Annotated in this window: 24 protein-coding genes and 3 pseudogenes; 5 read left to right on the top strand and 22 right to left on the bottom strand. The window is 54.3% G+C overall.

Going from position 1 to position 19,062, the window contains the following annotated elements; translation table 11 throughout:
* Positions 1–894 (top strand): heavy metal sensor histidine kinase (locus FQ182_RS14620; RefSeq protein ID WP_149494022.1); only part of this gene is annotated, 894 nt, incomplete at its 5' end.
* Between the two features lie 74 nt (positions 895–968).
* Here the strand turns inward: FQ182_RS14620 and FQ182_RS14615 are convergent.
* A pseudogene (locus tag FQ182_RS14615) lies at positions 969–1,247 on the bottom strand (DUF2790 domain-containing protein).
* Between the two features lie 185 nt (positions 1,248–1,432).
* Positions 1,433–2,110: a heavy metal response regulator transcription factor gene (locus FQ182_RS14610; protein WP_077750421.1), complete on the bottom strand. Its 678-nt coding sequence runs from the start codon at positions 2,108–2,110 to the stop codon at positions 1,433–1,435.
* 471 nt (positions 2,111–2,581) lie between these two features.
* Between FQ182_RS14610 and FQ182_RS14605 the strand changes: the two are divergent.
* Together FQ182_RS14605 and FQ182_RS14600 are read left to right on the top strand one after the other, a co-directional pair.
* A pseudogene (locus tag FQ182_RS14605) lies at positions 2,582–3,063 on the top strand (transposase); the annotation flags it as partial.
* A 204-nt stretch (positions 3,064–3,267) separates the two neighbouring features.
* Positions 3,268–4,968 carry a phosphoethanolamine transferase gene (locus tag FQ182_RS14600; protein ID WP_077750422.1) on the top strand — a complete coding sequence of 567 codons (1,701 nt, stop codon included), beginning with the start codon at positions 3,268–3,270 and terminating at the stop codon, positions 4,966–4,968.
* A gap of 62 nt (positions 4,969–5,030) precedes the next feature.
* Here the strand turns inward: FQ182_RS14600 and FQ182_RS14595 are convergent, their stop codons facing one another.
* The 4 genes from FQ182_RS14595 to FQ182_RS14570 form a co-directional block, all read right to left on the bottom strand.
* Positions 5,031–5,258, bottom strand: a complete 228-nt coding sequence (locus FQ182_RS14595) for a hypothetical protein (RefSeq protein ID WP_077750423.1) — start codon at positions 5,256–5,258, stop codon at positions 5,031–5,033.
* A 934-nt stretch (positions 5,259–6,192) separates the two neighbouring features.
* Positions 6,193–6,708: a hypothetical protein gene (locus FQ182_RS30010; protein WP_197678977.1), complete on the bottom strand. Its 516-nt coding sequence runs from the start codon at positions 6,706–6,708 to the stop codon at positions 6,193–6,195.
* A 76-nt stretch (positions 6,709–6,784) separates the two neighbouring features.
* A complete protein-coding gene (locus tag FQ182_RS14575; protein ID WP_077750424.1) occupies positions 6,785–7,702 on the bottom strand; it encodes a cation diffusion facilitator family transporter in 918 nt (305 codons plus the stop codon).
* 55 nt (positions 7,703–7,757) lie between these two features.
* Positions 7,758–8,090, bottom strand: a complete 333-nt coding sequence (locus FQ182_RS14570; RefSeq protein ID WP_077750425.1) for a zf-TFIIB domain-containing protein — start codon at positions 8,088–8,090, stop codon at positions 7,758–7,760.
* A 267-nt stretch (positions 8,091–8,357) separates the two neighbouring features.
* Between FQ182_RS14570 and FQ182_RS14560 the strand changes: the two genes are divergently transcribed.
* Together FQ182_RS14560 and FQ182_RS30685 are read left to right on the top strand one after the other, a co-directional pair.
* A complete protein-coding gene (locus FQ182_RS14560; protein WP_256666384.1) occupies positions 8,358–8,897 on the top strand; it encodes a helix-turn-helix transcriptional regulator in 540 nt (179 codons plus the stop codon).
* Between the two features lie 68 nt (positions 8,898–8,965).
* Positions 8,966–9,833, top strand: a pseudogene (locus FQ182_RS30685) (sterol desaturase family protein).
* Between the two features lie 693 nt (positions 9,834–10,526).
* On the opposite strand, the gene FQ182_RS14550 reads toward FQ182_RS30685, so the two are convergent.
* The 16 genes from FQ182_RS14550 to FQ182_RS14475 form a co-directional block, all read right to left on the bottom strand.
* The gene (locus FQ182_RS14550) at positions 10,527–10,955 is read right to left on the bottom strand and encodes a LexA family transcriptional regulator (RefSeq protein WP_149415345.1); all 429 of its coding nucleotides are present in this window, start codon (positions 10,953–10,955) and stop codon (positions 10,527–10,529) included.
* Positions 10,956–11,296: 341 nt separating this feature from the next.
* On the bottom strand, positions 11,297–11,848 hold the full coding sequence (locus FQ182_RS14545; protein ID WP_149415344.1) for a hypothetical protein: 552 nt from the start codon (positions 11,846–11,848) through the stop codon (positions 11,297–11,299).
* Between the two features lie 230 nt (positions 11,849–12,078).
* Entirely contained in the window at positions 12,079–12,627 is a 549-nt protein-coding gene (locus tag FQ182_RS14540; RefSeq protein WP_149415343.1) for a hypothetical protein, read from the bottom strand.
* A gap of 70 nt (positions 12,628–12,697) precedes the next feature.
* Positions 12,698–12,946, bottom strand: a complete 249-nt coding sequence (locus tag FQ182_RS14535) for a hypothetical protein (RefSeq protein ID WP_149494021.1) — start codon at positions 12,944–12,946, stop codon at positions 12,698–12,700.
* Positions 12,947–13,199: 253 nt separating this feature from the next.
* Positions 13,200–13,574, bottom strand: coding sequence for an ASCH domain-containing protein (locus FQ182_RS14530; protein ID WP_149415327.1), 375 nt, complete (start codon positions 13,572–13,574; stop codon positions 13,200–13,202).
* Entirely contained in the window at positions 13,571–13,942 is a 372-nt protein-coding gene (locus tag FQ182_RS14525) for an HNH endonuclease (protein ID WP_149415326.1), read from the bottom strand. The genes FQ182_RS14530 and FQ182_RS14525 overlap by 4 nt, the downstream gene beginning before the upstream one ends.
* Entirely contained in the window at positions 13,933–14,538 is a 606-nt protein-coding gene (locus FQ182_RS14520; RefSeq protein WP_149494020.1) for a hypothetical protein, read from the bottom strand. The genes FQ182_RS14525 and FQ182_RS14520 overlap by 10 nt, the downstream gene beginning before the upstream one ends.
* Entirely contained in the window at positions 14,531–15,850 is a 1,320-nt protein-coding gene (locus FQ182_RS14515) for a hypothetical protein (RefSeq protein ID WP_149415324.1), read from the bottom strand. The genes FQ182_RS14520 and FQ182_RS14515 overlap by 8 nt, the downstream gene beginning before the upstream one ends.
* A complete protein-coding gene (locus tag FQ182_RS14510) occupies positions 15,847–16,407 on the bottom strand; it encodes a hypothetical protein (RefSeq protein ID WP_149415323.1) in 561 nt (186 codons plus the stop codon). Before FQ182_RS14510 ends, FQ182_RS14515 begins: the two co-directional genes overlap by 4 nt.
* Entirely contained in the window at positions 16,392–16,628 is a 237-nt protein-coding gene (locus FQ182_RS14505; RefSeq protein WP_149415322.1) for a hypothetical protein, read from the bottom strand. The genes FQ182_RS14510 and FQ182_RS14505 overlap by 16 nt, the downstream gene beginning before the upstream one ends.
* A 44-nt stretch (positions 16,629–16,672) precedes the next feature.
* Positions 16,673–16,900, bottom strand: coding sequence for a hypothetical protein (locus tag FQ182_RS14500; RefSeq protein ID WP_256666432.1), 228 nt, complete (start codon positions 16,898–16,900; stop codon positions 16,673–16,675).
* A gap of 58 nt (positions 16,901–16,958) precedes the next feature.
* Entirely contained in the window at positions 16,959–17,564 is a 606-nt protein-coding gene (locus tag FQ182_RS14495) for a hypothetical protein (protein ID WP_149494019.1), read from the bottom strand.
* Positions 17,561–17,860, bottom strand: a complete 300-nt coding sequence (locus tag FQ182_RS14490; protein WP_149415252.1) for a hypothetical protein — start codon at positions 17,858–17,860, stop codon at positions 17,561–17,563. Before FQ182_RS14490 ends, FQ182_RS14495 begins: the two co-directional genes overlap by 4 nt.
* Positions 17,857–18,066 carry a hypothetical protein gene (locus tag FQ182_RS14485; RefSeq protein WP_149415251.1) on the bottom strand — a complete coding sequence of 70 codons (210 nt, stop codon included), beginning with the start codon at positions 18,064–18,066 and terminating at the stop codon, positions 17,857–17,859. Before FQ182_RS14485 ends, FQ182_RS14490 begins: the two co-directional genes overlap by 4 nt.
* Positions 18,063–18,479: a GntR family transcriptional regulator gene (locus FQ182_RS14480; protein WP_149415250.1), complete on the bottom strand. Its 417-nt coding sequence runs from the start codon at positions 18,477–18,479 to the stop codon at positions 18,063–18,065. The genes FQ182_RS14485 and FQ182_RS14480 overlap by 4 nt, the downstream gene beginning before the upstream one ends.
* Positions 18,472–18,846, bottom strand: a complete 375-nt coding sequence (locus FQ182_RS14475; RefSeq protein WP_149415249.1) for a hypothetical protein — start codon at positions 18,844–18,846, stop codon at positions 18,472–18,474. Before FQ182_RS14475 ends, FQ182_RS14480 begins: the two co-directional genes overlap by 8 nt.
* Positions 18,847–19,062: the final 216 nt, after the last annotated feature.

The following is a 19,062-nucleotide window of genomic DNA, read 5'->3' as shown; positions in this document are numbered from 1 at the left end:
TTGCCGTTGCTGCTGCTACTTATCGGCCTCAGTGCCTGGGCAGTGGTAAAACGGGGGCTCGCGCCGCTGCGGGAGTTTCGCAAGGTGGCCGCCATGATCTCTGCTCAGGACCTCAGCCATCGACTCTCGGTGGTCAAGATGCCGCAGGAGCTCAGCGAACTGGCCCATGGCATCAACTTCATGCTGCACCGACTAGACAGCGATGTTCAGCAGTTGTCGCAGTTCTCCGATGACTTGGCCCACGAACTACGAGCACCCATTTCCAACCTGATGGGCAAAGCCCAGGTGACGTTGTCCCGGGAGAGGTCGGCCGAGGAGTACAAAGCGGTTTTGGAGTCCTCCACCCAAGAGCTTGGGCGCGTAGCCCGGATTGTCTCGGACATGCTTTTCCTAGCGCAGGTCAGTAATCCCGCTGCGCTGGTCCCGTTTGAGACCATTGCGCTGGAGGATGAAGCCTCGAAGGTCATCGATCTGTTTTCCCTGTCGGCGGAAGAGAAACATGTCAGCTTGAGCGTTACGGGCAGTGGGTCGACCATTGGTGATCGGCTGATGATTCAGCGGGCCATTTCCAACCTGATGTCCAACGCAATACGCCATTGTCCAGCAGGCCAAGCCATCTCAATCACCATCGAAGTCCATGCCACAGAAGTCTCGCTACATGTAGCCAACCCAGGCGCAGGTATTGAACCTCAACACCTACCGCACTTATTCGATCGCTTTTATCGAGTTGACACTCATCATTCGCGCGCTAAAGGAAGTACCGGGCTTGGTTTAGCCATTGTGAAATCAATCATGAGTTTGCATCAGGGAGTCGCAGAAGTTAATAGCTGCCCGGGCAAGATCACGACCTTCAAGCTGGGTTTTCCAAACATCCATGGACACACCAACTGGTGACACCAACCATAGAAAAAAAAGCCCTTATTCACGTCATCCGTTCATTCGTGCGTGTTACGACACACACCCATAATTTAGTATTCAATAGTGTGAAACTTTCCAGCTGAGTCCTCATAGGTCATTCGAAAAGGTACAATGTTGCAAAAGCGAATTGGTGGGGTCGTACTCACCACTTTACCACTTTTGCGATATCAAGCTTCATTCTATAGCAGTATTTCTGAACTTCCGGAGCGGTCCAGCCTTTTTTGCGCGGCGTAGGCGGCCATTGCTTTCTGATTTGTTTCCATGGCGTTGCCAACGTTGCGATCACCACGACTTTCAGCAAAAATTATTGAAGGCAATGACAGCGTCAGCGCACAGTATGTTTAACAGGCTCATAGCAGAGTCTTAGAAGTATCAGAATCAGCCATGAGCAGTACCGCCGCACCCCGGAGACGATTAGGAATCTAATAGAACTGAATTTTAGAGTAAATATTTGTGCATTCTGAATTTAAATTCAATGCCGATTATAGCGCACAACTTAAAAAATTAATAGAACTCAATGATCGCGCGTTTCGAGAACATATCCAACACCGCGCAAGGTATGGATCAGCTTGTTGTTGAAAGGATCATCAATCTTGGCCCGAAGCCTTCTCATTGCTACCTCAACAACATTGGTGTCGCAATCAGCATTCAGCCCCCAGACAGAGGACATGATTTGCGTGCGCGACAGCGTCGTACCAGTCTGGCGCATCAAGAGATCTAGCAAGGCGAACTCCTTATTGGTCAGTTCAATCCGCTGTCTGGCGCGAAAGACCCGGTGTCTACCCAGATCGAGTTCCAGGTCGCCGACACATAGTACGTCGGGCAATGCCGACAATTCAGTGCGACGCATCAGAGTACGTACTCGGGCCAACAGTTCTGGAAACTCAATTGGTTTGACCATGTAATCGTCGGCGCCTAGATCGAATCCTTTGATTTTGTCCTCCAGACTACCGTTAACGGTAAGTATCATGATGGGCGCAATAATGACCTTGCGAATACTTACAAGCAGACCCCAGCCGCCCCGTTGCGGTAAGTTTGCATCGAGCACTACAAGATCATACGCCTGTTGGGAGACTAAGCGTAAGCCATCGATTCCGCTGGCGACGCAATCAACGACAAATCCACTTTCGGTCAGCCCCTGGTGTAAATAATGGGCGGTTTTCAGCTCGTCTTCTATTATCAAAATACGCATTTTTTATAAAATCTCGACACTAAATATAAAATATCCTTATACTCGCATAGATAACTTCACTCGTACATTTTAGGCTTTAGTCAGTAAGAAGTTATCACGTATTTTTCGAGCCTCCTCTACGCAATCGAGGTAAAACATACAAGCTTCCACACTAAATAGATCTTAGACGAATTGTCCGCGGCTGAGGGGCTTATAACAAATTTGTAATTCTTCAGTCACCATTCTGATAACTTCTCAGCAGTACATTGAGCGTGCAAAAAATCTACGCGTCATAGGATCCTGCGGACGTGTCGACTTCTGATCGAATCCAGCCGCCTGAAATCGATGCTCGCAGTTTTTTAGACCATCAAATATTTATTAGTGAACAAACAAGCTGCGCGTTTTGGGGGCGTAAATCCCCCGGTGTCAGGATAGTTGTCGCCTCTCCGAATTTTCCTAAAAAAGCACATCGGGGGCGGAAAGAGACTGGTCGTGCCGTATTATTCACCTGAACGCAGAGCCGCATTACTCAAGATGCTGCTTCCCCCGCTGAACCTGTCGATGGCCGAGGTCTCCCGGCGCGAAGGGGTCAGCGAAATGTCTTTGTCCAACTGGCGCAAGCAGCTCAGTTCTGAAGGAAATGCAGTGTCCGAAAACAAGCAATCGACTCAGAGCTGGTCAGCCGAAACCAAGTTTGCTGTCGTCCTTGAAGCGTCCGGTTTGTCCGAGATCGAGCTGGGCGAGTATTGCCGCCGCAAAGGCCTTTACCCCGAGCAAATCACGGCCTGGCGACAAGCCTTCATCACCGGCCAGAAATCGGAAAAGGCCCAGCAAAAAGACGACCGCGAGCAAGCCCGCAAGGACAAGAAACGCATCCAGGAACTTGAGCGCGAACTGCGCCGCAAAGACAAGGCGCTCGCTGAAACAGCCGCGTTGTTGGTGCTGCGAAAAAAGCTCAACGACTACTGGGGGATTGCCTCATGAAAAAGATTTTCATTAGTTTGGGGTGTCTGGCGGTTTGGCTAGTCGCGGATCGCCAACTAGCTGACCAGAACGTTCAGGGTCACTGGTGCATCCACGAGTTGCACCGCGCCCTTGGCGATTTTTTCTTACCTAAAACATAGTGACACTCCGGTGGCAGTTCGCGCCTGGATACGTCGAGATATTCCGGAGTACCCATGAATAACAAAGTACCCATTCGCAGTTGGGAAATCACACTCGGTAGTAACCAGTTAATCCTTGCAGTTTCAACTTGGCTTCTATTGTTGAGTAACTGGCCATTTTGGCGAGCTGTATGGCAAGGCGTGGGAGGCCTACAGGACGGAAACACCATATTCGTGCTTAGCCTGCCTTGGTTTGTGTTGATTTGGCTATACATATTGCTCAGCGTGATGGCTTGGGGGCACTTGATAAAACCTGTGCTAGCTATCGTGCTGCTGGTTGCGGCAGCAACGAGTTACTTTATGAATAGCTATGGCATAGTAATTGATTACAGCATGCTAACGAATGTGATGCAAACGGACAGTTCCGAGGCCATGGACCTACTGAACTGGGAACTACTGCTGTGGATGCTGGGCTTTGGTGTTATTCCGTTGCTGATTATCACTCGAGTCCGTTTGATCCAACGATCGTGGTCCCGCGCACTTGCTCATCGATTGATGGGTATGGCGGTCGCGCTAACCTGCTTGGCGATCATCGTATTTACGCTTTATCAATCCTATGCATCGCTGATGCGTAACCATCGCGAACTCCGATTGATGTTGGTTCCGTCGAATGTGGTTTCGGCAATCCATGGGTATACGCGTCGCCAGCTAGCAGTTCCCACCGAATTAAAAATCATTGGTGCTGATGCCCGCCGTGAAGAAGCTACTGTTGATGTACGCAAACCACGGCTAACGGTACTGATGGTGGGTGAAACCGCTAGGTCCGCGAATTTCTCCCTCAATGGCTATACCCGGGATACCAATCCGGAATTAGCCAGTCGTGGTGTCTTAAGTTTTACCAATGTCAGCTCATGTGGAACAGCTACGGCCGTTTCTTTACCCTGCATGTTCCTGGACGTGGGTAAAGAAGGATACAAAGACGGTATGGCGCTGCGTAGAGAAGGACTATTAGACGTATTGCAGCGGGCCGGTGTATCGGTAATTTGGAGAGACAATAACTCAGGTTGCAAAGGTATTTGCGACCGAGTACCAAATGAAAAATTGAACAATCAGAAAACGCTGGGATTATGCAGAGCCGACGAGTGTTACGATGAAATTTTATTGCAAGATTTACAAGCATACTTGGATCAACAGCAGCGGGATTCAATCGTGGTGCTACACATGAAAGGCAGTCACGGCCCATCCTATTTCAAGCGCTATCCACCAGCGTTCGAACGATTCGGGCCCGTTTGCGACAATAACCAACTTGAACGTTGTACGCGCGAAAGCATTGTCAGTGCCTATGATAACAGTCTTGGTTATACGGACTACGTACTTGGGCAAACGATCGACCTGCTAAAGCGTAACGCTGAACGTTTTGATACAGCGATGCTTTATGTCTCTGATCACGGTGAGTCCCTCGGAGAGAATGGGCTTTACTTGCACGGACTTCCTTATGCTATGGCTCCCAGCGAGCAGACTAGTATCCCCATGATACTCTGGATCTCCAAAGACATGCAGTCGCGTCAAAACCTCAATCCTCAATGTTTGAAGGAACAACGTGGTGTATCGCTGTCCCATGACAACTTATTCCATTCTGTATTAGGGTTGATGGGTATTCAAACTTCAGCATATCGCCAAGAGCTAGATCTGTTCAGTACCTGCCAAGCCAAAGCGTTGACACCATTAAAGCTCGCACAAACATCTGAGCATCACCCAGTAAAAATACCAAAATAAGGGGGGGCTGCGACAAAAATCTAAAATCACCCTGTCGGACTGCTGCGACGGGGATGCGGTCGCTAGCTCTGAATGTCCTCACTGTCGTCCATAACCTCAACGCTCACGATCAGGCCAAATTTTTGGCCTTCAGCACGCAGGGCGCGGAAGAGATTTAATTCAAGCTCGGTCAGCGTCGCGAAATCGGGGCCGTGCAAATCCGTGCTTGCCCGGTCCGGAACCGATTGGGCTAACTTGTGCATTGCTTCGTGGCCGTTTTCAGTGGCATTAGGCTTGGTTTGATCGTTCATCGGGCTAGCTCTCGTTCATTTAGCGACTAAAAAAAGACCAGGAATAATCCCGGCCTTTTTCTATGGTCGCACCGGCCTCTCTAGCGGCCGGCGTTCATCAGATTTTGTTGACCTTCCTGTTCTGAAGCTTGGCGCCTTCCTCCTGCGATAGCTCCCCCTTCACTTTGCCAACACCGCGCGCATAGGACACTTCGTAGCATTGCCCTACTACGTTTAACGACCTGCATTTGAAAACGCGCCGACCTGCAATCAAGGCGTTTTCCGACCAGGATTAACTGCGACTGTCCGGCCCGGCCAGCATTAGCTGCAAATGACGGGGTTTATAGGTAGATGATCAAAGGCTGCATCAGCTCCTATATGGGCACGCGTAGAATCCAGAAAAGTCGCACGTTGAGGCCCAAGCAACCACTGCCTACCCTGCTTCGAGCAAACGCGTGGGGCCTACAGCTTTGAGGCCCACTACGCTATGTGCGGGCTCGGTCTCGCCCAAAGGGTTCGGTCAACTGACCAAGGTAACCTTTGGGATAGTCCCTCTCACGCAAGCCGACATTGGCGTCGACCTGCTTTCCTGTACTGTCGTAGAACGTCCCAAATAGCCGATCCCACACCATCAGAAATTCGCCGATCTGCTGGTACGCCCCTGTGCGCAGGGCCTGGCCAACTTGCCGGATTTGTTGACCAAGACGTCTGCAGCGCTAAAAACATGAACCGGCTGGTGCCAAATTACCCCTGAAAGTGGGTATTTTTGGATGCAATTCAACACATGATGGGCTATCGCCGTGATCCTAAGCGCGGTCACCTATGTGACCTTGCGCTATCTCGCCCCACTCAAGAATGCCGCCCCTGAAGCAGATCCTAAAGACCGACGGGGTGCTCAATGAGTCGGTGATGCGGTTCGAGCCGCTGTCATGGTTGCAGAAGTTGGCAGACGCGATCAGTGCCGGCGCCCACCAAGCAGCCGGCCGACCCTCGGCAGAATCACGGGCGCGGCAATGAGGACAAGGGTACCGATCACCCAGAGAACAATAATCGCCGGCTTCACGATGACTCGGAGCAAGGCGATGGCTTGTCCCAAAAAGCCGCTAACGTTGAGATTATCGACGACACTGCCAACCTCCTTGCCGGCTCCGGTCGCGAGGCCCTTCCCGCCGTCCACCAGGAGGCCGGCATTGGCCGCCACCCAGCCGAGGACGGGATCAACCAGGGCATAACCGACCCAGGCGAGAAGCGACCACAGAACGAGGCCGACAAGAACGACAGCCATCGGCAGTTTTCTCGGCAGGCTCGGACGCGCATCATAATCGACCGGCTCCCCCGTCATCTTCGGATCGCGATCGTTTCTCCGATAGTAACTATCGCGATACCCGCGGTCATGGTGGCCATGTTTTCCCATCTCGGTCTCCGTTTTTCGCCGGGGCAAGATTTCCAGGGAAACCGGCCCGTTCTTCAAGCACGTCCACCCGCAGCGCCAACCATCGCCGTCGCGTTCGTCCGGCCGGTTGTCCAGTCGCCTTCCCCTGCTAGCACTATAGCCTTAATTCGCACTCAGCCTCACGCAGGTTCTGATCCTCGATCTGGATCGTCGCATGTGTCAGGCCGAAACCGGTCTTCATCGCCTCATTTGCGCTGATAAGCGTCATCCGCGCCTGGGCCATGTCGGCCACGACCAGGTGGCAGCTCATGGCGTCGATGCCGGAGGTTATCGTCCAGACATGAAGATCGTGGACGGCTGTCACGCCGGAAATGTCCAGCAACTTTCGCTCCAGCAGCGCTATATTGACTTGGGGCGGCGTGCCTTCCATCAGGATGTGGATTGCCTGCTTCAACAATATCCACGTGCGCGGAATGATAAAAAGCCCGATGCCAGCGCCGATGATCGGATCGGCCAGCGTCCAGCCGGTGAGCATGATGACGCCTGCGGCGACGATGACGCCGAGCGAGCCCAGCATGTCGCTGAGCACCTCGAAATAGGCTCCCTTTACATTGAGGCTTTCCGACGACCCGGCGGACAGGAGCCTCATGCTGATCAAGTTGACCACAAGCCCGACCACCGCCACGGCAAGCATCGGTCCAGCTAGAATTTCCGGCGGGTTCAGGAAACGCTGATAGGCCTCGTAGAAGATATAAACGGTCAGTAGAAGGAGCACGACGGCATTCGTAAGCGCCGACAGTACCTCCATGCGAGCAAAACCGTAGGTTTTCTGCGGCGTCGCCGGGCGTTCCGCAAAACGGACGGCGATCAGCGCCAGGGCAAGGCCGCCAGCGTCGGTCAGCATGTGCGCCGCATCCGCGAGGAGCGCAAGGCTGCCCGTCCACAGGCCGCCGATCACCTCAACCACCATGAACGTCGTGGTGAGGGCGAGCGCCCCTACGAGTCTGCTCTTATGCCGTCCCGCTGCGGTTCCGGGCGGAACTGCCACCGCGTGTGAATGCCCTGCGCCCATGTTTGATCCTCAGTAATCAGTGGAAGGGCGCCGCAGCGGTCCCGAAGCAAAGATCTCAGTCGAAGAGATCTGACAGGAATGATCGCTTGCGACGGTGTCCTCCGTGCCCCGAACCATGACCGTCATCGTAGTAGCCTTGGGACGGACTAGGCTGCCCCTGTTGCGGTGCGGGCTTCGGTGCGTAGGTTTGGGTTTGAGCGGGGCCAGCGTCGGCGCTGCGCTCGATGATCTTGTCGAGCTCGCCTCGATCCAGCCAAACGCCACGGCATTTCGGACAATAGTCGATCTCGATGCCCTGGCGCTCGCTCATGACCAGATCGACCCTGCAGGCAGGACAAAGCAGCCCATGTCCCTGGCCCTCCGGACGTGTATTTGCGACATCTACCATCTTCATCTCCTCGTGTTTGCTCGGCGAAGCTAGGTTTTCGCGAGCCTGATCATCATTATAGGCTCTCTAGCTGTAACGACCTGTATTTGAGAACGCCCCGACCTGCATTCCATCGTCGCCAGCCAGCATTAGCTGCAAATGACAGGGCTCAGACCGGCAAGCCCGCTGCCAGCATCTTGTCGCGTAATTCGACGGCCCGAGTCGGGTCGAGTGTGTTACTGAACAACGCCTTGATTCGGTGGGCCTGGCATCCTCACTCCGGCAGGCTTGAAGCACCGGCTGTGTGCAGGGCATGTCCTCTCGATCTACCTGGATGTGCTGTCCGATGAGGTACGTGCCTTGCGGATGAGCGGAGCCGCGAGGCTGATGGAGATACTCCCTGCCGACGTTGTTGCGATAGTCGAGGCGTTGAGTACGTCGGGGCATGCAGCTGTCCAGTTGCAGGCACAGGTACGTCAGCTGTTGCGGCTTCCCGATCCGCCAATCCGCGATCCGCGCCTGACCAAAGTCACCGCAACGCTGCGCGAAGGCCAAATGGGGCGTGAGGTAATGGCTGCGTTGGTGCATCTATCCCCGACACGCTTTTCCCATTGGTTCGTGGAGCAAACAGGTGTGCCATTGCGCAGTTACGTCAAATGGCTGCGCCTCACCCAAGCCCTTCAACATATGGCTCAAGGGGGCCGGTTGACCGAAGCCGCGCATGCGGCGGGCTTTTCCGATTCGGCGCATTTCTCCCGGACATTCAGAATGCTGCTGGGCATCGATCCGTCCTCTGCCCTAGCTGAGGTAGGGCTCCAGGCGTCATAGCTCTTTCGTTCAAGTCGAACGACGTCCTCTCCACATACCATGAAGGCTCTCTACACAGGAGCTGAGCGATGTCCACTTCCCTTCAATTTGCCCTGCGCTGGTTGAGTTACCCGCTCGTGTTTGGTGGCAGCGCTGCCTTCATGGTCAGGGCCTTGTACGCCGGTGTGCCGTATTGGCCCAGCACACCCTTGGTTGCCGCAGTCGGTCTTTTGGCTGTGGCGGCGCTGGAACGCATCCAACCTTTCCGCCAGGGCTGGCTGGAGGATCACCAGGACACCCTGACCGACCTGGTGCATATGCTAGTGAATCTTTCCGTCATCCAGTTCACCGCCGAAAACTTGGCTAGGCTGGGCGATGCGGTACCAGCTTCCGTTCGTGTCTTTCCAGTTGAAAGCCCGCTGTGGCTGCAGCTGCTGCTGGTTGCCGCCGTGCTCGATCTGAGCCTGTACGCCATGCACCGGATCAGCCACCACGTACCCTGGCTATGGCGTTTTCATATGATTCACCACAGTGCCGAGCGCTTGTACTGGATGAACGGTGAGCGCCGGCATCCCCTACATGCCGCACTCATGGCGGGACCGGGATTGGTGGTGCTGTTTGCATTCGGCGCGCCTTCGGCAGTGGTTGCCACCTGGTTCGGTATCCTGACCGCGCATCTGGCCTTTCAGCACTCGAACCTGGACTACCGGGTGGGATGGGTTGCGGTATGTGCTCGGGGTCGCCAAGATTCATCGCTGGCACCACAAGCGCGACTTCGAAGATGCCCTGGTGAACTTCGGCGAATTTCTGATGGTGTGGGATCGGCTATTTGGGACGTTCTACGACAGTACAGGAAAGCAGGTCGACGCCAATGTCGGCTTGCGTGAGAGGGACTATCCCAAAGGTTACCTTGGTCAGTTGACCGAACCCTTTGGGCGAGACCGAGCCCGCACATAGCGTAGTGGGCCTCAAAGCTGTAGGCCCCACGCGTTTGCTCGAAGCAGGGTAGGCAGTGGTTGCTTGGGCCTCAACGTGCGACTTTTCTGGATTCTACGCGTGCCCATATAGGAGCTGATGCAGCCTTTGATCATCTACCTATAAACCCCGTCATTTGCAGCTAATGCTGGCCGGGCCGGACAGTCGCAGTTAATCCTGGTCGGAAAACGCCTTGATTGCAGGTCGGCGCGTTTTCAAATGCAGGTCGTTACAGTTAGCGCGTCACACAACTTCCCGTTGAGCGCGGGCCTTCGTAGGTGTCATGAACAGTTCGGAGGAGGGGCGCATACCCCATAATCAGGTGCGATTGTGGGGCCTTTGGTGTTCTAGAGCAGCTATTCAGCAAGTTGCTGCGCAGCGGCAAATGCGCGGCAGCCACGATTTGAATCCATCCAGCACTTACGACCTGAACTGTGTATCTATTGAAAGACATCCTCGCCATTGGCAGACGCACTGGGGAGGAAAAATGCCCGAGTTTGCCGCATGAGTGGACGACCGCTTAATCACGTGAACTTGCGCAAAATGAATGCAAAATAGTTAGAAGAATTAAGCTATTGAATTGTATGGATAAAATCACGACTAACTGTTAGCTTGGGTCCAGAACTATTGCAGTCCGCCAGCGCAAAAATCGGCAAGGCAGGATCAACGCCAGCATTAACGCTCATGGTCGCGAACGCTGTAGTTGACCACACCCCATATCACCAGCTCGTCGCCTTCCATCACATACCTGGGCGGAAATTTTGGATTTTCGGCCATCAACACCACTTGGTCATCTCGCTTGTGCAGACGTTTGCACACGCACTCGGTGTTAAGCGCCGCAATGACAATATCGCCATGTCGCGCCGTTTTACTTCGATCAACGATCACCAGATCACCGTTAAAAATGCCGGCGCCTTGCATGCTGTCCCCCAGGATTTTGGCCAGGTACACATGCGGCGCACGTATTTCAAACAGCTCATCCAACGATATAAGCTTTTCAAGGTGGTCCGCAGCCGGCGATGGAAAGCCAGCTGACACCTGACACGAATACAGCGGTAGGGATTCACCACCGCCGGCAATGGGACCAAGAAAGGTCACGCTCATAAACCTGGCCTGAACAATAACTGTATGGATAACCAGTTAACTGCTTACTTGTCGCTGCGTCAATGCAAACCGACCGGCTGCACGGAGCATAGTGACGCCCAACCACGGTATATGGGCGGCTTGAGTGATTCAGGATGAACTGGGGTTATCCATAATGATTGAAATGATTGACGCGCATGTCAACTTTCGTTAGATTTAACCCATCGAAGCGACTGACCGGATGAGATTGAGCGCTTCCCAGCGGCGAAAGCCGTAACCGCGCAAGGCGGTTCGTAAGTGGTGTCCGGATCTGCTTTACTGATTACGAAAAAGACGCTTAGGCGTCTTTTTTCGTTTGTGAGCTATCGCTTAGTTGCGGTTGGGTGCCCCATATAGACCTTACCGCATAGCAGCGCGAAAGCCATTGAGCCCTTCAATACTGGCCCACCGCCCTCCCCCTCATGATAAGCGCTTTCGATCACCAGATTGATATCTTGCCACTGACGTTTCTCTCGGCCGGCACGTCGCACCTCAAAAAAAACATGGTATGGCCCGCTCGGGTCTTCAATTGTTATGGAATAGCACCAATTTCGTTCTGCCGCGGTTTCCCAGACCTTCGCCTTTGGATGGATTAGCCCCTGGATCACTGCGGGGAGGTTAAGGGACAGACGGTACCGTACTGGGCAAAAAAGCCGCTGGCGCACACCATCCATGATAACTGGCTGTCCTGGGCGATGCTTTTCCGCCTCAAACCCTTCTGTAAAACAGTGATTGGAAAACGTCACGTGAACCTTCAAATCCTTCTTGGCAAGCAAGCTGGTCACAGTGAAGGTAAACGGCTCAAGATGGGCAAAATCAAAAAACTGACCGTCAATGGTCAGTGGAGGAAAATAGGCAGGCACTGAGGTCTCCATCCCGGTCAAGTGGCTAGTTTACCCTACCTTTTCAATATCATATTGCTCCTATTCAGGCAGGTATTTAGAGCCCCCAATCAACGCAACACCCAGTGCATCATCGCACCGCCTACTCAGAAGATCGTGTAGGACCTCGGCATCATTTGCTGCATCAACACTGCTGTTCGCGAGAAAAAAAACCCCAATCGCGACATGCGATCAGGGCTTAGGTGTATGTAGAACTGGCGCGACTACGCGAGATTGAGAACGGCTACTGCGTTATTGCCAGCATCAAGCTCACTGTCAAACCGTTCTGAGGACCTGGTACCGCAATTCAATTTGTACCAAAAGTAGGATCCTTTTGACTTGAACCCTGGCGTATCCGTCGTATAGACAATCACTGAATTGCGCAAGCAGACCAGCGAATTACCAAGGTCGAGCCGATTGGCGAGGATCCAAGCCTTTAAAACCTCCGCGTTGAACGTACACTGATAACCGAATGGCATGACCTCCCGATCTATACGCTGGCAATGCTGAACGAGCTTTTTTAGATCGGGATTTTTTTCGACGTAGTACCACTCAAGAATCCGACCAATATGGTCGATATTAAAAACCGCAGTGTGAGTCCACAGTAGCGTCAGATCCGGAAGACCTGCCTCACTCAACCATTCTGAAATATCGACTTTGAGGCCACTCCCTTCCTCCTCGTGGTCTGGAGTAAAAACCACGTGCAATTGCTCTCTCGAGGCATTAACTCCGGTGGCGTCCTTACTCACAACTGTACCTGCATGACTGTTCATAATTTTCTCCTTAGGGCGTAGGCGTTATCCCAGGAGATGGATCACACCGACAGTTAAAGTCCGAGTCGCATTATTCCGGCCCATGCAGGTAACAGGGCTCAGTTGCCGCAGCCAAATGAGCACGCAAAGTCCCGGCCGGCGTGCCATCCTCCTCTAACATTTCAGTGTCGAGCAAAACATCGCTCGTCAACTCGATATCCTCGATACTGACTTCATCGGTTAATCCGCAAAAACGACGCAAGAAATCGAGCGCTTTTTCCGGTGTGTAGTGGGCGACAATATCGTCTCCCAACTGGTATGCCTTCAGTTCTTGGACCATGTTTGTGTTCCTCAATTGAAAAACTGATAAGTCGCCGCCAGGTTCACGAAGGATGCAGCGTCCCGAGATGGGTCTACCTGACGCCAATGATCTGGCCCCGTTCGGGCAGTCTGGGTTGAGGCCAACCGCCGAGGGTTTCCCCCAGAGCAGTTGTCGCCTCTGGTGCCGCATGAACATTTGAAAGGCCTAGCCCTCAATCACGGGGTCATAACAGATGAAGAAGAGCCGCCCCTCACCCTGCAAGTCCTCTTCGTCAGTCATGAGCGGTTGGCACCTCGAAGAATCCGAGCCGACCTTTAACCGGCATAAATGGCAGGGCCTGCGGGGCGCGTAGCACAAAAGCCTTAGGCCCCATGAACCAGGGAGAGTCGCTGTGATCGAGGACGTCCACCAATTCAACCGAACCAATCACTCCGCCCCGCTCCAGATCTCCAAACGCAGGGATCTCTATCGCGCCGCATGCACAGGACCACGCCTTGGCTTCTTCGTACTCTCGCAGGGTCATTCCTTTTGCCGCATGCACCAGAAAGCGGCCACGGTAGTGAGACCGCCAACTGCGGTTTTCGACGTTCTTCCCGGCATGCACAATGAGCCATGCCCAAGGCTGTCGAATAGTCAGCGCTTTCATTCTCGCGCCGCCTCGCATTTTTCAAAGTAGAAGACGACGGGAGCAGCCGTCTCCACGACCAAACCATAAGCTTTCGCCATGCGATAGATGCCGTGATACTCGTTGAGGCTATTCACGTGCCCTGCAAGCCACTTGCGCCAGCCTTCCAGCTCCTGCCGCCCCTTACTTCGGTTACAAGGGGCGCAGGCGGGCATCATGTTGTAGAGCCGATGGTTTTCCGGGCGCTCGGTGGGCTTATCGACTTGTCGGATGATCGGCTCAAGGTGGTCCTCATGCCAATTGTTTCCAACGAGCACAACGCCACAATAGGCGCAGTGGCCACCATATTTCAGCCGTAGTTGCTCACGTTCCGCTTTCTTCAGGCGCATGGTTCAACACCTTCCGATCCATGTTCGGTGCACTCATACAGCGAAAGAACTCGACGCAGCGCTTGGATGCATGTCTCCTCAGCCGTATGGCACACCGCGCAATGCGGGCAGTGAGCTTGTCCGCTCATATTGGTCAGCTCTGTCGCAGCTCCTGGTATTACCTTGGTGCGAGAAGGGAGCATTCTCAACCACCAAGGCCGCTTGGCGTCCAGACGCAGCCCCTCTAGCTCGAATAACAGTTTCCCCAGAGCCCGGATCGCTTCCGCATCACCGTGGAAGTAATGCATCTGATGTTCATCACCGTATCCACACCATGTGGCGGTCTTGGCCTTCAAGGTCTCGTTCTCGGCGATCAATGATGGAACCAGTACCCGAACGCATTTGCCTGCCTCGGCGAAGTGGTCCGGATCACACGCCTCTTTCAGACATGCGTGACAGAGGACCAAAGGGGTAGCGAGAATCGCCCGCAGTTTCACGAGCCCGTCTTCGACGGCTGCGTTGTGCTCTGATGGAAACTCTTTACCCTGGCGCCACGTTTTTTCGATAGTTTCCAGCAGCGCCAAATGAACATCACTGATCGTTCTGTTGCTACCCATGTCGAGACTCCACGAAAGCATCGCCATCGGAAACCGTTTTGGGTAACAGATACCTGGCGTAATACAGCCGGTGAAAAATGGCGCAGATGGGGTCCGCGTGCTCATCGCCACCCAGCTCATCAACTCCATCAATACTGCCGGAGTGCATACTGGCCAGACGGTAACAGCCGTCGACGACAGCAATGTATTTGGCCAGCTCTGTACTGCGCATCTCGGTCAGTGTGGAAAGTGCTGCCCGGAATTGTTCGATGTACTCCGCTTCGGAGGATCCCCAGCAATTCACCAGACAAAGGTCATCAGGCTCGCAACCTTCGTCCTCGGGTTCATCGCTCGGCTTGCCAGGGACCATCATGAAATTACGCTCGATGGCGTGCAGGAGGTTGGAAAACCGAATGATGTTCTTGAGGTTCGCCAACAGCACAGACACCGGCTGGCTGTAGGAAAGGCCGATCAAGTCGTACACCTTACGAAGTAAAGCTGTATCTCCGTGGCTCACCGGCGGCTTACGGTACAGCGGACCTTGATCGGAGATAGCACGAACAACATCCGCCGCAGACCAATTCAGGTTCAGCATGCTCTGTAACGAGAGATCCACCGGTGCCCCTTGGTGTTGGCTTAAGTCCGGCGCAGCGCCAACCGGCAGTTCCCACATCTCGCCGCCCTTGTAGGCGTAGCCACCGGCTTCCAAGGTTTTAATCGCCGCCAATGCCGAAGCAAGGGATTTCAGGGTATAAACCGGCGTTTTGACGCACATGCGATCGGTATTGTGGGCAGCCTGCTCGGCGGTGAAAACGCTCCGGCCACCGCCGCATGCGGCATAGTCCGCGATCCAGGCGAATGGTTCGATCCCAGCAGCGTCACCTGTGACGGAGGAATGGAAGGCACCACTGGCGGCGTCACTGATTGACCCACCTGGCAACACTGAAACCGATTCGCCAAGCTCAAGCCAAGAGGGAATGCCGCCTGCTATGCGCAACTCTACCAAGCCCATCCCCGGCGTATAGCCGTAAACCTTGGCGGAAACGCCAGAGCGGCTTGAAACAATAGGGGCATCCAGCAGGACGCGCAGCTTCTCAATTACGGCATCACCCGCGTCCGTAATCTCGTATCGAGAAAACCCGGTAGGACGGATCAGGCCAAGGCACGCAAGAGACTTCATGCGGTCTTTCGGCACGTCGTATCCCTGGCCGTCTTCGCACGTATCGTAGAAGCGCAGGATGTCGCGTTCTTGCTGTTTGGTCAGCGTGATCGACACCGACACCGACACCGACACATCACGCGGCACGCTGTCAATCGTTTGGGTGGTGGTCATGGCTTGGCTACCTCGTCAATCTGCTCATAGCGAACCGGCGCGGGCTGCTCGGCGTTCATTGGGTTCGGCGAATAGCGCAACGCCGCCTTGTATGCAGCGTCAAGCGCATCATCCAAATCGCCGCCCGACTTCTTAGTCTCATTGAATGCGATGATCATCTTCGCCCGAACGTCATAGCATCGCTCAATCGGCATACACGCCACTGGATCGCCCTGGGGCTGTGCTGCTGGAATCCATGCGAGGTCGCCTTGATCACCGGTTTCAGGGTCGCCATATTTGTAACCCCAGCGCCCCTCCATATCACTTGCAGGCGCATCCAACAGGGTGCGCAGTTGGTTTACCCAATGGCGGCGTTTGGCGGCGTCTTCTTCCGGGCACCCGTCCTCATGCTCATGCGCGTCTGGGTGACTGTAAGGCATCCAGTTTCCGCAACCTACGCAGGTATTGTTTCGACCTTCGAGCCTCGGCCTAACTTCTTCCCCTGCTACAGCCTGCTCCAGCAGTTCACGCGGCGCCAGCACGCCGTAAATCGTTTGTTTTGTCATGGCTTCACCCATTCGAACTCGCCAACAAGTACCGAGATTTCGTCGCCGTCATCATCCAGTACGAGCATGGATTCCATATCATCCGGTGCTTCATGGATTAGATAATCGGCGCCCACGGTCATATGGCAGTGACAATCCTCACCGCCTTGGCCGGAACCGACATATCGAATAGTGTTGCCAACGGTCCATTCAGCCCAATGGGGAGGTGCTAACTTTTTTCTTTTCGCGCTCATAAATACCTCAGCAATCAGTTGCGCCAGTGCCAGCAGGCACGCAGTTAAACGCCTGGACGTCTATTGAAAGCGAGCCAAATGTAGTGGCGACCCTTGGCGGTGACCTTGATCGTATCGGCCTGCTTGTTCCAACTGATCAAGTGAAGCTCGGCAAGGATCGTGGTCAGCGTGTGCCCTTGGTGCCAGCCGGCCAGCGCCTTGATGCAGCCCTGGGCCAGCAGGCCACGAAAGTCGTCGTGCCCGAAGTTGGTTCCATTAAACGAGTGCTGCATCTGTTCATCGGTCACAAGGTCGGTGACGGCATTTACGCTCGGGTCTATCCGGTAACACCTATGCGTCATCGCTACTACCCTCTATCTGCGCCAGTGCCTTTGCACACGTCTCACTGCTGGTGTGGCAAATGCCGCTGTACGGGCAATTGGTCCGGCTACTGGTGTTGGTTCGCTCTGCTGACTTGAGTGCGGCGTCGAGAATGTCGCGGGTCTCATCAAGCCCCGCATACTGATCCCTGCACTCACGACCAAGTGCTTCACGCACGTCAGTCAATGCCTTGGTCAGCACATCCTCACAGGCTTGCAGTCGCACGTTCTCGGCTTTGGCATTGACGATATTCACTTCCTGCCTCCGGATGCGTGACGCGGCCGCCAAAAGAACAATTACAAAAGGGTCTTCACCTACCCCACAGGCGTTTTCCTGAAAGGACTGGGCGTTGTCGTCGAGTTCCTTGATCAAGTCTTCGGCCAGCCAGTCATGCGGACCTTTCAAAGCCTCGTTCTCGGCGGTCAGGGTTAGGACGCCCTCGGCGAGAGCCTTGTGGACTTCATCACCGCAGAACCTTAGATCCGTGGTCACGCGATAAGCCAACTGCTTCGTGACGTCACCGGCCGAGGCATACGCATCGTCGCCCTCGACGGTTTCATTAGAACGGTTACTCATCCTGGAATCTCCGGCGCCATTTGGCTCTGCCCAAGTACTTCTGCTAATGGGGTGTCGTGTCCTGGGCAGCCGCCGCCCGAAAAATCGAAGCCATCGCAGGCCGGGCCGAACGGCAGCACCTCTTTTCCTTGGGCCAGGCATCCATACAAATGCTCTCGTGCTTCGTGAGCAGTACATTCCCGACCGTCTTCGAAGCGGAACATGCCTTTGAGCTGACGCTTGGTAAAATCTCGCAAAGCCCCACGCACGCTGAGATGAAGATGATAGGTAGTCCCATTGGGGCGGAATCCCTTCATAGGTGAAGTCGCTCTTTGATATCGGTGTACTGATCAGCGCTCAGCTTGTGGTGTTGTTGGGCTTCGCGTAGCAGCTTTTGCGCAGCCGATACGTGCTCTTGGGTTCGGCCTTGAGCGAGTCGTTCGACGGTCCGTTCAAGATGGCTGCGGCTGGTGAAGGCGATCCCATGGGACGTCCACGGGAATTTTTGTTGGCATACGGTCATTGGTCACCGCCTTGACTTGTCTGACAGGTAGAGATGAATTCAGCGACGACGGGGGCCAGCTCATCGTTCGGACGATCAAGCCGCGGCAGGCACTTCTCCAACAAACGCAGCGCTTTGCTCAGTTCAGCCTGCGCCTTTGCCAAAACTGAATCTTCGTTGGCGGCGCAGCCCACAACTTGCGGCGTGTGATGAGGCTTCCCGTCAATGAGCCCTCTGGCTTGGAGACAGCGCAGCGCCTCGCGCACCGGCATACGGCTGATTTCATAGTGGTCGGCGATCGCTTGCTGGCTCAATTTCGTGCCGATCGGCAGCGTTCCGTCATTGATGCCCTGGGCCAGCTGTGCAGCGATATAAAAAAAATCGACTTGGCGATCAGGACGCGGCCCCAGTGCTTTCAGCAGGACTTCACACATAAGTCTCTTCCTTCGGTCCCTTGTGCAAGCATGGCTGGTGACCCACCTGCTCGAAATGACACTCAGCACTGCTCACGCGGGCCACGTCCAATTGGCACCTGACACCAGAGCAGGACTTGATCTGAGGAGTAGGCATGGACAGAGCTTCGGTATGACGAACAAGGTCAAGCCACGGGTGATCACTGACCGTGCGTCTTGCTGCACAATCAGATGCGTGGACAAACTTCTCAGCGCCCTTACTGGCCAGTTGCCCGGACTTGCAGTGACGGCAACGATACAAATCGCCATCGATCTCCCAGGTGCGGTGATGCAGCTCAAGGTCGCTATCCATTTTTCGTAACGCGCTTTGGGCCGTGTCGTTGCTCATGGCTCCCCCTTCTAGGTGTCGAGTTCTGCCACTTGCTGTAGGGCTGACCCGCGGTTTGATTGATTGCGCGCTGCTTACCGGCTTCGCCATGCTTGAATTATCACAGTGCAGTGAGCGTGATCGCGTTGAATCCCCGGAAGCATAACGCTGATAGACACTACAATAATACATAACACGTAGCTATACGGAAATAGCAGTATCAATACCACCTGACGA

Source organism: Pseudomonas sp. ANT_H4 (assembly GCF_008369295.1).
Lineage (GTDB): Bacteria > Pseudomonadota > Gammaproteobacteria > Pseudomonadales > Pseudomonadaceae > Aquipseudomonas.
The sequence above is the reverse complement of the archived record's forward strand: the minus strand, read 5'-3'. Positions and strand labels throughout refer to the sequence as shown.